Source organism: Waltera sp. (genome assembly GCF_046969025.1).
GTDB classification, from domain to species: domain Bacteria; phylum Bacillota; class Clostridia; order Lachnospirales; family Lachnospiraceae; genus Acetatifactor; species Acetatifactor acetigignens.
On sequence record NZ_JBKVQF010000038.1, the window covers coordinates 1 to 13,603 of the forward strand.

General features: G+C 45.7%; 9 protein-coding genes. All 9 read left to right on the top strand.

Features of this window, described 5'->3' with window-relative positions:
• Positions 1-1,391 (top strand): VirB4-like conjugal transfer ATPase, CD1110 family (locus ACLTOH_RS14715; protein ID WP_412224315.1); only part of this gene is annotated, 1,391 nt, incomplete at its 5' end.
• Entirely contained in the window at positions 1,392-3,998 is a 2,607-nt protein-coding gene (locus ACLTOH_RS14720) for a CD1108 family mobile element protein (protein ID WP_412224316.1), read from the top strand.
• 17 nt (positions 3,999-4,015) lie between these two features.
• Positions 4,016-4,279 (top strand): cell envelope biogenesis protein TolA, encoded by a 264-nt coding sequence (locus ACLTOH_RS14725; RefSeq protein WP_412224317.1) that lies wholly within the window; start codon positions 4,016-4,018, stop codon positions 4,277-4,279.
• Positions 4,257-6,011 (top strand): CD1107 family mobile element protein, encoded by a 1,755-nt coding sequence (locus tag ACLTOH_RS14730; protein ID WP_412224318.1) that lies wholly within the window; start codon positions 4,257-4,259, stop codon positions 6,009-6,011. Before ACLTOH_RS14725 ends, ACLTOH_RS14730 begins: the two co-directional genes overlap by 23 nt.
• 3 nt (positions 6,012-6,014) lie before the next feature.
• Positions 6,015-8,120 carry a DNA topoisomerase 3 gene (locus ACLTOH_RS14735; protein WP_412224319.1) on the top strand — a complete coding sequence of 702 codons (2,106 nt, stop codon included), beginning with the start codon at positions 6,015-6,017 and terminating at the stop codon, positions 8,118-8,120.
• Between the two features lie 189 nt (positions 8,121-8,309).
• Positions 8,310-8,447: a hypothetical protein gene (locus ACLTOH_RS14740; RefSeq protein WP_412224320.1), complete on the top strand. Its 138-nt coding sequence runs from the start codon at positions 8,310-8,312 to the stop codon at positions 8,445-8,447.
• On the top strand, positions 8,447-9,547 hold the full coding sequence (locus tag ACLTOH_RS14745; protein WP_412224321.1) for a DUF5688 family protein: 1,101 nt from the start codon (positions 8,447-8,449) through the stop codon (positions 9,545-9,547). Before ACLTOH_RS14740 ends, ACLTOH_RS14745 begins: the two co-directional genes overlap by 1 nt.
• A gap of 983 nt (positions 9,548-10,530) precedes the next feature.
• The gene (locus ACLTOH_RS14750) at positions 10,531-10,884 is read left to right on the top strand and encodes a TnpV protein (RefSeq protein WP_412224323.1); all 354 of its coding nucleotides are present in this window, start codon (positions 10,531-10,533) and stop codon (positions 10,882-10,884) included.
• Between the two features lie 878 nt (positions 10,885-11,762).
• A partial coding sequence (locus ACLTOH_RS14755; protein WP_412224324.1) for a DUF3849 domain-containing protein occupies positions 11,763-13,603 on the top strand: 1,841 nt, incomplete at its 3' end.

Sequence of the window (13,603 nt, forward strand, 5' to 3'; positions counted from 1 at the left end):
TGAATACGAGCAATCAGAAGATGATCAACATGACATTCCTTATTACCTGTTATGGAAGAACAAGGAGGGAACTGGAGAGCCTGATGCAGAGGGTGTCCGGCATCATACAGCAGGCAAACTGTGACCTGCGCTGTTTACAGTATTTGCAGGAACAGGGACTTATGGCATCTGCACCGATTGGCTGTAATGAAACGGGGATAGAACGTACTCTTGCCACAAAGAGTACCGCAATCTTAGTACCATTCTGCACACAGGAATTATTTATGCCTGCTCCGGCAATCTATTACGGATTAAATGCACTCAGCAACAACATGATCATGGCAGACCGGAAAAGGCTTCGTACACCAAACGGAGTCATACTTGGAACACCGGGAAGCGGAAAGAGTTTCAGCGCAAAGCGTGAGATTTTAAGCTGCTTCCTTATCACGAAGGACGATATTATCATCTGCGATCCGGAGGGCGAGTATTTTGCACTGGTGGCGGCACTGCATGGACAGGTCGTAAAACTTGCCACCAATTCCAAAGATTACTTAAACCCGATGGACATCCAGTTAAGCCATAAAGGGGATAAGGAAGCATTAAAGCTGAAATCCGATTTTATCATTACTTTGTGTGACCTAATCGCAGGTGGCAAGGACGGTCTGGAGAACGATGAGAAAGGTATCATCGACGAATGTATCCGTCATATTTATGACAAGTATTTTGAAAATCCGGTGCCGGAAAATATGCCGATACTGGAAGATTTATATAATGCTCTCCTGAAGCATAAGAACCCGAAGGCGGAGCGGATCGCCAACAGCCTTGTACTGTATGTGCATGGTTCGCAGAATTATTTTAACCATCGCACCAATGTGGACAGCGGCAACCGTATCATGTGCTTTGACATCAGAGATTTAGGCAATCAGTTGAAAGAGCTGGGAATGCTTGTGGTACAGGATGCAGTATGGAACCGGGTATCACAAAACCGGGAACGGAAGATTGCTACCCGTTATTACTGTGATGAGTTTCACCTTCTTCTGAAGGAAAAGCAGACTGCTATTTATTCTGTGGAAATATGGAAGCGATTTCGTAAATGGGGTGGTATTCCGACAGGTTTGACGCAGAACGTGGGCGATTTTCTCCGTTCTGAGGAGATTGAAGGTATTTTGGGTAACAGCGATTTTGTGTATCTGTTAAATCAGAATGCCAAAGATCAGGCAATCTTAGCGGATAAGCTGGGACTGTCAGAAAAACAGCTTTCCTATGTTACCAATTCCGAGCCGGGAAGTGGTCTGATACTGTTTGATAACGTGGTAATCCCGTTCGTGGATAAATACCCGACAGACACAAAGACGTACAGAATTATGAATACCAAGCCGGAGGAATCGGTGCAGAAGGAGGACGCAGTGTAAATGGCAGAAAAGAGACAGAAGAAGCAGGCGGCAAAGGCATTTGAAAAAGAGACATTTTCCATGGATAAGGAAGTGACTGGAGCAAATCATACAGAAAACAGGCAGGATAACATCTTTTCTACGGAAAGTCAGTTTCATGCCAATGAGAAGCCTGTGAGCAATCTGCCACGGGATGCAAACCGTGGGAATGATACAAAAAATGTAACTTCTGGTCACAATGTCCAGAAGTCAGAAGCTGATGCGGAAAAGGCATTCTTAAAGGAAAACAGTTTCATGCAGGAGGAACAATCAGAAGATTTTGACACGGTTTCTGATAGCACGATGGAAAATAAGGTTCATGTCAGGGACACCAACCAACGGTCAGAGGAAAAAGGAAAATATCACAAAAGACGTGTGCAAAGAGAACACGCACACAGAGAGCGTGCAAAGTCAGAAAAACCGGGGCAGTCCGATAGTGGAGAGTTCCAGACGAAGGATGATACTTTTACGCAGGGGCAGACAGAAAGGTTTTCGGATAAGAGGGTACAGAAGGCTGCCGACCGATCAGAGAAGAATCGCCGGAAGTTGCAGAAGGCAAAGGATAAGATTCCGAAAAAGCGGCAGTATGAGATGAAACGTGTCTTTGATGAACAGACCGGAAAAGCAAAGTATGTGGTGATTCCGATAGATGTTGAGAAGCCATTTAAGCCGGATGGACTAGGAAAGACTGTGGTTCATAAGTTCCAAACGGAAAATATGTATTTTGTGCATCGCAAGATTGCAGAAACAGAAAAAGACAATTCTGCGGTGGAGGGCGCACATAAGACCGAACAACGGGCAGAAGATGTGTACCATTACATGAAGTACCACCATAAAAGCAAGGCACAGCGTAAAAAGGACAGGCTTGATAGGCTTCAGAAAAAGCAGGTCACAGCAGATATGAAACTGGAGTATGAGAAATTCCTGAGTGAAAATCCACATTTAAAAGGCAACAGTCCGAAAAAGCAGTTGCAAAGGCAGTTACAGAAACAGCGTATTAAACGGGAATATGCAAAAGCGAGGAGGGCAGGAGCAGCAGCAAAGACTGCAAAGGAAGCATTTACAAAGACCGCTAATGCCGCAACCGGGATTGTAAAGAAGCTACAGGAGATTGCTGTAAAGAATAAAACATTGATTATATCCATAGGGATCTTTGCACTCTTGCTTGTCATGATAATGTCTGCATTATCAAGCTGTGGCTCCATTTTTACGGGAACTGTGACAACGACTATGGCAACGACCTATTTGAGCCTGCCGGCAGAGATTGATGCGGCAGAATTATCTTTCACGCAGAAAGAAAAGGAACTGCAAAATACGATTGATGCGATAGAAACCGATCATCCGGGGTACGACGAATATGATTATAACCTCGGTGCAATCGGGCATGATCCGTTTACGCTGATCAGTTACCTTTCGGCAGTCCATACAGAATTTACCGCAGCGGATGTGGAACATGAAATACAGGAACTGTTTGATGCCATGTATTCCCTTACTACGGAGGAAATGGAGGAAACACGGACGAGAACCGTTACAAAGACCGGAACCAGAGTCGTAACAAATGCGGATGGAACTACCAGTACGGAGGAATATGAGTACGAAGAGGAAGAAGAATACACGGTTAAAATCCTTCGTACCACACTTACGGTGATCCCGTTGGAAAGCATGACTGCTGGGCGGATGGACAGTGAGCAGAGTGAACTCTTTGCCGCCTATACGGAAACAAAAGGCGGGCTACAGGTATTTGGTACACCCGTGGATTACTACTGGTATTACTATATCAGCAGTTATTATGGATACCGGAAAAATCCGAACACCGGAGCGGAGGAGATTCACAGGGGCGTGGACATTGCCGTGCCGACAGGGACCGATGTCTATGCAGCGCATGACGGGACAGTGACGGAAGCAGCTTTCGATGCCTATTACGGAAATTATGTGGTGATCACAGACAGTAAGGGATATACCACAAAATATGCCCACATGGACAGCGTAACGGTATCGGCAGGGCAGAGTGTAACAAAGGGTGATCCCATTGGAAAAAGCGGGAATACGGGAAGCAGTACCGGAAGCCATCTTCATATCGAGTGTCTGTATAACGGGGAGTATTATAACCCGTTATTTTATTTTGAAGCAGGAGAACAGACCATTTATGGGGAGACACCGGGCGCAACCGGAGGAGGAACCGGCAATGTGATACCGCCGGAATCCTATGATGATGCAACCGTACAGGCACTTATGACAGAAGCAAACAGATACCTCGGTATGCCATACACGTTTGGAGGAACAGCACCAGCAAGTTTTGACTGTTCAGCGTTCGTCTGCTGGGTATTTTCCAACAGCGGGGTGCATGACCTGCCACGAACCACGGCACAGGGGATTTATGACCAGTGTGCACCGGTGTCAGCATCCGATGCAAAAGCGGGGGATATCATCTTCTTTACCGGAACCTACAACGCAGGACGTCCGGTCACCCATGTCGGCATTTACTGTGGAAACGGGACAATGGTGCACTGTGGGGATCCCATCCAGTACACATCCATTCATAGTGCTTACTGGCAGAGTCATTTTTACGGTTTTGGAAGATTAAATTAACGAAGGGAGGATACGAAGTGTCCGTAGAAAGAATCAATACACAGCTTAAAAAGGTCAGGGAGCAGATCACACAGCTTCAGGCAAAAGAAAAAGACCTTGCAGAGCAGAAACAGATGGCGGAGGATGCCGAAGCCATGAAGATCATTCGGAAATATAAGATTTCATCGGAACGTTTACAGGTGCTGAATAAGCTCAGTGAGGATGAGGTCAGACAGTTATTACAGAAAAGAAATCAGGAACACAGGGAGGAAGCAGGAAATGAAAAAGAAGTTATCCGTTAAGTTCATACTGACCGTTATGCTGTCAGCTGTCCTGTTTTGCATGCCGGCTGGTGCATATTTTGCAAACGGAAGCCATGCAGTAGAAGTCCATGCACAGGAGGAAACGGAAGAGAGCAGTCCGGAGAAAAAGGCAGAGGATGAAAACACAGAAGAAATCCATAAGGAAGAGGACGGTCTTATAGAAGGTGGTTCTGGAGAAGGCAGTTCCGAAGAAAGAGAACCGGACAATACCGGAGAGGATTCCGATCCGGAAGAGGAAAAACCGGGAGAAGACGGTTCCGGGGAAAACGATCCGGAAGATACGTGCACCTGTAAAGAAAAGTGCAGCCAGTATGAGGTGGATAAGAACTGTAAAGTCTGCAGCAGGGATTACCAGGAATGTGCCTATGTAAATCCCAGTGTAAAAATCACAATCGCCACACCGACCGGATGGCATAACGATACCACTAAGGTATCTGTTTCGGTGGAAGATACGGTAAAGTCCGGCAACTTTACGATCCAGAAGGTGCAGGCAAAAGTGGCGCAGAATGGAAGCTGGACGGATATTACAGAAGATATGTATGTGGAGATTTCCGAGAACAGCACCATTTATGTGCGGGTCACTGACCAGAAGAGAAAGACCTATGAGAAAAACCGTTATATCAAGTGCTTTGATTTCACAAAGCCTACCTTAAATGCCGCAGTCAGCGACGGTCTTTTGAGCATTCAGGCACAGGATACGGATTCCGGTATCAAGGCAATCTATGTAAATGGCTATGAATTTACGGAGCATACGAATGGGGCATTGAATATCCGCCTGCAACAGTTTGATGCCGGGTATCAGTATTTTACCGTTTCCGCTATGGACAATGCAGGAAATATATCGGAGATTTATAAAACTGCCAATCCTTATTACACCGATCCGGAGACGAAGGACAGCAATGAAAAAGATCCGGCACAGCAGCTTCCGGTGGATGCATCTGCAACTAAGCCTGGTTCTGCAACCGCACAGGTAACGGAGCATACCAGAACAGACAGCAATGGGAATACCATTTCCGAGACGGGAACCGGAACAGGCACTTCCTCCACGAAACAATCTCCTGATACGGGAGATACCACGGACAGTGCAGAGAAAAGCAGTGAAAGCAGTACATCGGAGCAGGGCAAGGAGTTTTATACAATCCAGACTGCTTCGGAAAAGGTGTTTTATCTTGTGATCGACAGGGATGGTGACGAGGAAAAGGTATATTTCCTTACAGAAGTGAGCGAAAATGACCTGCTGAACACCACATCCGATAACAGTGAGACACTTCCGAAAAACTCTGCCGCACTGGAGTCGGCAATCCCTGTTAAGGATGCCGCTCTTGACAATAACAATACCGATGCCACGGGAAATAAGAAACAGGATGCGGAGACGGTGGAAGAAAATACCGGGGAGAGTACCGAGGAAGGAAGTGAGCCGGAAACTACAGAACAGAAGCAGGAGGGTTCCGGCTTTGCCTATCTTATCCTGGGAATTGCTTCAGCTGCTGTAATTGGCGTGGTTTATGTTATAAAGGCAAAGAAGAAAAAGGAAAACTTCATTGACGATGATGAGGATGAGCTGGAGGACGATTACGAAGAAGAGTATGACGATGAGGAAGAAGAGGAAACAGATCCGGATGAGGAATTTCTAAATCCTGTGGGTGAAGATCCGGAAAGTGATGATCCGGCTATGAAATTGGAAGAAGATACAGAGAATGGGGAGGAATAACAGATGCAGTTAGTGATCGCAGAGAAGCCGAGCGTGGCCCAGAGCATTGCAGGTGTGCTTGGTGCAACCGAACGTAAGGACGGATACATGGAGGGCAATGATTATATCGTATCATGGTGTGTGGGACATCTGATCGAACTGGCACAGCCGGAAAGCTATGATGAAGCTTTGCAGAAATGGACCTATGCAAGCCTTCCGATCATTCCGGATACATGGCAGCATGAAGTGAAAAGTGACACCAGAGCACAATATAATGTACTGAAAAAACTGATGCATGACAGCCGTGTGGAGTCGGTGGTATGTGCCACCGATGCCGGGCGTGAGGGGGAACTGATCTTCCGCCTGACCTATAACATGGCAGGCTGTGACAAGCCGATGCAGCGTTTATGGATTTCTTCCATGGAGGAAAGTGCCATCAAGGAGGGATTTTCCAATCTCAGACCGGGAAGGGAATATGACCATCTGTATGAATCCGCACTGTGCAGGCAGGAAGCAGACTGGCTTGTAGGAATCAACGGCACCAGGCTCTTTACCGTGTTATATGGCGGCAAGGCGTTGAAGGTGGGGAGGGTGCAGACCCCCACCCTTGCCATGCTGGTAGACCGTGAAGCAAGGATTATGAATTTTAAAAAGGAAGCCTACTATGTGGCGCATATCCTTGGCAATGGTCTGGATGCGGTATCGGAGCATATCCGTGACAAGGCAGAAGCAGAAAAAATCGCAGAAGCCTGTGCAAACGGACAGGCTCTTGTCACTTCCGTGGTAAAGGAAGAAAAGTGGGTGGCACCGCCGAAGCTCTATGACCTTACCACACTCCAGAGGGATGCAAACCGTCTGTTTGGCTTTACTGCCAAGCAGACATTGGAATATACGCAGAGCCTTTATGAGAAAAAGCTGGTAACGTATCCCAGAACAGACAGCCAGTATCTTTCCGATGACATGGAGGGGACAGTGGGAAATGTGATCGAAGCGATTTTCAATTCCCTGTTATTTGAGCAGAATATCCTATTCAACCCGGATGTGAAAAAGGTTCTGAACAGCAAAAAAGTAACAGACCATCATGCCATTATCCCGACCACGGAGATCGTAAAGCAGGATTTAAAGGTGATACCGGAGAGTGAAAGGAAGATCCTTTCCCTTTGCGCCAACCGTCTGCTCTGTGCCACGGCAGAGAAGCATATTTACAATTCCACCAAAGCAGAACTTACCTGTAATGGCATGGTTTTCAAGGTTTCCGGGAAAGAGATATGGAAAAACGGCTGGAAGGATTTTGAGGAGCTTTTCAAAAAGGCATATAAGACCACAGAGGATAAAATCGATTCCGATGATGCAAAGAGACTGCCGGAGCTTACCGAGGGCATGACGGTAACGGTTGAAGATACCAGAGTATCGGAACATTTCACACAGCCGCCAAAGCATTACACGGAGGACAGTCTGCTGTCAGCCATGGAAAGAGCCGGAGCAGAGGATATGGGTGATGAGGTGGAGCGTAAGGGACTGGGGACACCTGCCACCAGGGCGGACATCATTGAAAAGCTGGTAAAGGACGGATTTGTAAAACGGGAGAAAAAACAGATGATCCCGACGGAGGACGGTATGAAGCTGATCACCGTACTTCCGGATGTCGTGAAATCCCCGAAACTGACCGCAGACTGGGAGAATGAACTGACACTGGTATCACAAGGAAAAGTATCTGCAGATCAATTCATGGAAGGAATAGAGACCATGGTAAGGGAACTGGTGAAAACTTATCATAGTGTCAGTGACGAGCAGAAAAATATGTTTGTAAGAAGTAATACAGCTGAGAAACTGGGAATCTGTCCGAAGTGTGGCGGCGATGTGGTAAAAGGAAAGTTTGGTGCTTACTGTAAAAAGAAGTGCGGCATGAATGTAAGCAGGGCATTGGGCGTACCGCTTTCTGATACCCAGATCAAGAGTCTTCTGGCAGGGAAAAAGACACTGGTCAAAGGGTTAAAAGGGAAGAAAGGAAACTATGATGCGTACCTGATCCCGGAGGGCATTGAAGATTTTTCTTATACTAAAGACGGAAAGGAAATCAAGGGTTCGCAGTATCAGTTTAAGATGGAATTTCCACAGAAAAATAAGTAAACAGGTATTGATTTCCAGCATGAAAGGCTTTTGCAGATCTTCGCAGAGAATATGGCATATAATCTATATGATAAGGAATGTTGATACCTGATTAAATCAACACACAAAGATATAACATGAAACAAACAGCGATAAGGCGTATGAGAAGAAATATCTCATGCGCCTTTTTTGAAAGAAATGGAGGAAAAGATGAAGCAGTTAGAGAAAGAAATTACAGAAACAGACAGAAAGAAATCAATGGAACGCCTGAAAAGTTATGAGAAAGCCATTGCAGACATTTTGGCAGATGTAAAAAAGAACAAAAATAAAGAAAGTGGGGAAGAATAATGGATTACAAGGATTTTGTGGAACAGGTAAAGGAACAGATCAGGGATTATCTTCCGGAGAAATTCCGTAATGCGGAAATTTCAGTACATGAGATTATCAAGAATAATGATTGCAGGCTGGACGGACTCAGCATCCGGACAGAAGAATCGAATGTTTCACCCACCATATATCTGAATCCATATTATGCAAAGCTGCAGGATGGAACAGAAATGGAGGATATTCTGACAGCGATTGCCGATATTTATCAGGAACATTATGTGGATCAGAAGATGGATATTGATAAAATCATGGATTATGACAATGTAAAGGACAGAATTATCTGCAAGCTGATCAATGAGGAAGCAAACAGGGATTATCTGAAGAACAAGCCATACACGAAAATGGAAGATCTCGCAGTGGTATACCAGATACTTATGGATAAAAGGGATTATGAGCAGGCATCCATTACCGTAACAGATAACCTGCTGGAAGCATTTGGGGTATCCTTAGAAGATATTCATGAACAGGCAATCCGGAATATGGATATTCTTCAGCCGTATTCGTTCCGGGGAATCAGTGAAACTGTAATTGACCTGATGGCTCAGAACATTGCCTGTGAGGAAGGAATCAGCATAGAAGATGCCCGTGATATGGCGGCATCCATGATGCCGGAGACAAAGGAAATGATGTATGTGTTGACCAATGACACAAAGGTGGACGGTGCGGCAGCCATACTAAATGATGACATAAGACAGGAGATTGCAGATAAAATAGGTGACTTTTATGTGTTACCATCCTCTGTGCATGAGGTGTTGATCGTGCCGAAGGATGCCGGCTGTGACAGAAAAGAGTTGGAACAGATGGTAAAAGAAGTAAACAATACAGAAGTAGCGGCACACGAAGTATTGTCGGATCATGTCTATGAGTATGACGCAAAGGAGCATGAATTATTACGGAGTGATAAGGTACAGGAACGTACCAATGCCAGGGAACACAGAGAAGAAGAGGGAGAGCGGCATTCATTGAAAGACCGATTGGCAGAAAAGAAAGATAAGGTCATTAAAGCGGATTTGGGAAAGGAAGAACCGACGGCAGTTAAGAAAAAGCAAGCCATATTATAAGAGATAACGGAAAACAAAAGTAAGGAAAGCAGTCCGCAGGGGCTGCTTTTCTGCTGTTTAAATCCGAGAAAGGAACGTTATGAGAAAATATGATTTTATATCCATTTTGGCGCAGGAGACTGCAAAAGAGATAGTGAGAAATCGTAATGCGTGGATGCAGTATCTGACTACAGCGGCCAGACTGTATAAATATCCATTCCGGGAACAGATTTTAATTTATGCACAAAGACCTGATGCAACAGCATGTGCGCCCATTGAGGTGTGGAACGAACGCATGCACTGTTGGGTAAATAAGGGTGCCAAAGGAATTGCACTGATTGATGAAGATCGTGCTCCGAGAAAGCGGTTAAAGTATGTCTTTGATGTGTCAGACGTTCATGCCGCAAGGCGCATTGGACGTTACCCGGAAAGATGGGAAGTGCATGAAGAACATAAAAATGATGTAATCAAACAGCTGGAGCAGATTTATGGAGGGACAGATGAAACAAAGCCGTTTGAAAACAGATTGATAGAAATATCCAGGAGAATTGCGGAAGACTATTATGAGGAAGTACTTCCGGATCTGCAATACATGATAGAAGGAAGTTTCCTGGAGGGACTGGATGAACAGAATATTGGCATCCGCTTCCGGGAAACATTGGCAGATAGTATTTCTTTTACTTTATTATCAGCGTGTGGAGCTGACATTGTGGAGTATGAGTCTGCACTTTCCTTTGATTTTATTCATGAATTTAATTCCCTGGATACTCTTGCAATCCTTGGTGATGCAGCAAACGAACTGGCGAAACCGGTACTACTAGAGATTGGAAGGACCGTCCGGGCATACAACCGGAGCCATGTACATGAGGCAGAGCAAAATTTATCACAGAAAGAACTTGCAAATACTTCCGAAATAGACTACAATGCTTTAAAGCGTGAAAGCGAAGGCACACACGAAGAAATTACCGACAACCACTATGACATCGAAGAAAGGGGCAATGACAATGAATCTGACTTACGAACAGAACGGGGATTATCTGATCCCGACATTACAGGCGGATATCCAGCCGGAGGAAGCAGTGACGAAATTCGGGATGATGAGGGAGAGCTTTCTGAAGGAGAACCACAGGGGCGTGTACTCAGCGTTTCTTCTGAAAGGCAAACTGAAAGAGCATCTGCTGACCATACAGAAGCAGGCGGAGGAGCGGATGGAGCAGTTGACATCACAGATGGCGGAAAGCGAGGAAGTGACCGAACAGCTCAAAGCAGCCGATCAGATGCTTTGGGTAGCGAAGATGAACAGCATCCAGAACCGGGCAGAGGAGATCGTGAGGGACGAACTGATTTACCGTCTGTAGAAGATACACCTTTACAGGGAGAAGCACCGGAACCTGTCTTTACACAATTAAGCCTGTTTCCTTCTTTTGAGGAACAGGTCGGAACAGTCGCAGCAGCGGAAGCTGGTATGAAATATACCATGCCCGCTGCTTTTTCTTTACCGCAGGAGGAACTGGACACCATTTTACGGAGTGGTGGGGGAAAGCAGCACAGCAGGAAGCGTATCTATGCCAAATATACCGAGGGCAGGGATGCAGAGGGCATGGTAGAGTTTCTGAAAAAGGAATACGGACAGACCGGGAAAGGCTTTGAAATCGGTGGTCATCCGGTGTCGGTATGGTTTGATGAACACGGCATGAGTGTCGGCTATGGAACGCAGGCAAAGGAAGCACCGATTGCAACCATGAACTGGGAGGATGTAGAAAGCCATATCCGCTCCATGGTGGAAAACGGAACGTATATGAGTGCCAGTGAAGCCTTTCTTGTGGATACGCAGGAGAGAAAACGGGTAGCCAATCAGATCTTTTTCTTTCTGCGTGACGGGATGGATGAAGCACCGGAAGAAATTGGAATCAAGGCAGGAAACTATCCGGACAGTGAAGAAAGACTTATGAATCTTCTTTCTGAGCATGAAGGCAGAGAAAAAATCAGGGCGATTATCGAAGATGCCAGGGAGCGTCTTGCATCCGGGAAAGCAACATTAAAATGGCGTCATGTGAAGTCACCGGAGTATCTTTTGTCAGAGATTGCAGACCTTGACAGGGAAAAACTGGAATTTCCTGTGCCGGATACACTGGAGGTAAAGCAGGAGGATTTCATCACGCAGGATGAAATTGACTATGCCCTTGGCAGAGGAAGCGGCTATGAGCACGGAGCTTTCCGCATCTATGAGTATTTCATGGAAGGACACGATCAGAAGGAAGCGGTTGCTTTTCTGAAAAAGGAATATGGGATTGGCGGAGGTTCCGGTGGTCTGCCGGGGAATGATGATTCCCACAATGAACATGATGGAAAAGGTATCCGTCTGGAAAAGGGCAGTTATGGCAATCCGTATGCTAAAGTACTTCTGAACTGGAATGTTGTGGAGAAAAGGCTTGGGGAGCTGATCAAAGAAGATAAATATTTATCTCCACAGGGGAAAGAGAATTATAAGGCATATAAGGAAGAACAGGCAGAGAAAGCGAGACAACGTGAGCTTTCCCGTCTGGAGCATGGACAGCGGTTAGAGTGTAAGAAAGACATTGATGCACTGATTGCTGAGAAATTCAATGGTTTTGTTCTTCCGAGGAATACAGCAGATGAGATCATAGACAAATATGGCATTGACTGTGTGGAATTTGTTCTTGCAAATACGGTTACGCATTTTGATTATGACGGTCGGTTTTCGCAGAACAATAAGGAATGGGCAAAAGGCATTGTTGCGGAAAATGAGTGGCAGAACAATGATCTGATTTTAAGTTCACATCCGGCAGTATTGGACGGATTTACCAATCAGGCAAGAAGATATATCAATGTATTGCGGGAAAAAGGAAAGGAAGTACAGCAAACAGTCACGATTGATGGATATGAATGTAATCTGATTGATGAGTGGGGCAATGAAAAAGAGAAATATCTGCTTGGAAATGACATAGAGGATAACAGCTTTTATTATGCACAGGTCAATGGGAAAACCTTTGAATACGACCATAAGCCGGAGCGTAGCGAGGTAGAAGATGATTACATCAATGCTTTAGCAGAGGAAGATATTGACCGACACGAAGCAGAAGTGTTTTCACGCTTTGAGGGGACGGATGGTATCGCAGAGCCGGATGAAACTCAGCCACAACAAGAATTTTTACAAGAGAAATTGCAGAAATTATCCTGGCATGTGGTACATGATGCAGATGATGAATATGGAAATCCGACACAGTGGAGTGCCACCTTATCAGAAGGAGTATTCCTTTGGATCGATAAGGAAGTGGACGGATATGCTATTTATGATACGGCAGACACCACCCGTCCGGCATTGGAGGCATTTTCGACTTTGCAGGAAGCAATGGACTGGGGGAATGAGCTTGCAGAAAGTGGCAGGGAAGCAGAAGCGGAGTTTTCTGATGAAAAGGAACAGAATGTTGTTACAGAACAGACTGAAGATGAACTGGACAGTATAGATACACAGTCTGCCCGTGAGCGTCTGGAGAATGGTGAAGCAGACCGACAGACAGAGGAAATGCTGTCACAGGTGCTTACCGGAGAATGGGAGCCGCTTATACCTTCGGCAGAGGAGAATAAGACTGTACAGGAAATAAATGTGGCTGCATCGGATAAAAGTAACGCTGTCAATTTCCATATCAGCGATGATCGTTTGGGTGAAGGCTCTCCAAAAGAAAAATTCCTGAGAAATATTGCAGCAATCAAGCTGTTGGAGCAGATCGAAGGCGAAAACAGATATGCTACACCGGGAGAACAGCAGGTTTTATCCCAGTATGTCGGCTGGGGCGGTCTTGCCGAAGCGTTTGACGAGAGCAAATCAAACTGGTCAGCAGAATATCACCAGTTAAAGGAACTGCTATCGCCGGAGGAGTACCGCATGGCAAGGGAGAGTACCTTGAATGCCCATTATACAAGTCCGGTCATTATCCACCAGATGTACGAAACATTGGAGAAAATGGGATTTTCCAGAGGAAATGTACTGGAGCCTTCCATGGGTATCGGCAACTTTTTCGGTATGATGCCGGATTCCATGAAAGAAAGCAGGCT

Coding starts and splice junctions, on each gene's coding strand:
- ACLTOH_RS14720 (WP_412224316.1), top strand. CDS start 1,392: ATGGCAGAAAAGAGACAGAAGAAGCAGGCGGCAAAGGCATTTGAAAAA.
- ACLTOH_RS14730 (WP_412224318.1), top strand. CDS start 4,257: ATGAAAAAGAAGTTATCCGTTAAGTTCATACTGACCGTTATGCTGTCA.
- ACLTOH_RS14735 (WP_412224319.1), top strand. CDS start 6,015: ATGCAGTTAGTGATCGCAGAGAAGCCGAGCGTGGCCCAGAGCATTGCA.
- ACLTOH_RS14740 (WP_412224320.1), top strand. CDS start 8,310: ATGAAGCAGTTAGAGAAAGAAATTACAGAAACAGACAGAAAGAAATCA.
- ACLTOH_RS14745 (WP_412224321.1), top strand. CDS start 8,447: ATGGATTACAAGGATTTTGTGGAACAGGTAAAGGAACAGATCAGGGAT.
- ACLTOH_RS14750 (WP_412224323.1), top strand. CDS start 10,531: ATGAATCTGACTTACGAACAGAACGGGGATTATCTGATCCCGACATTA.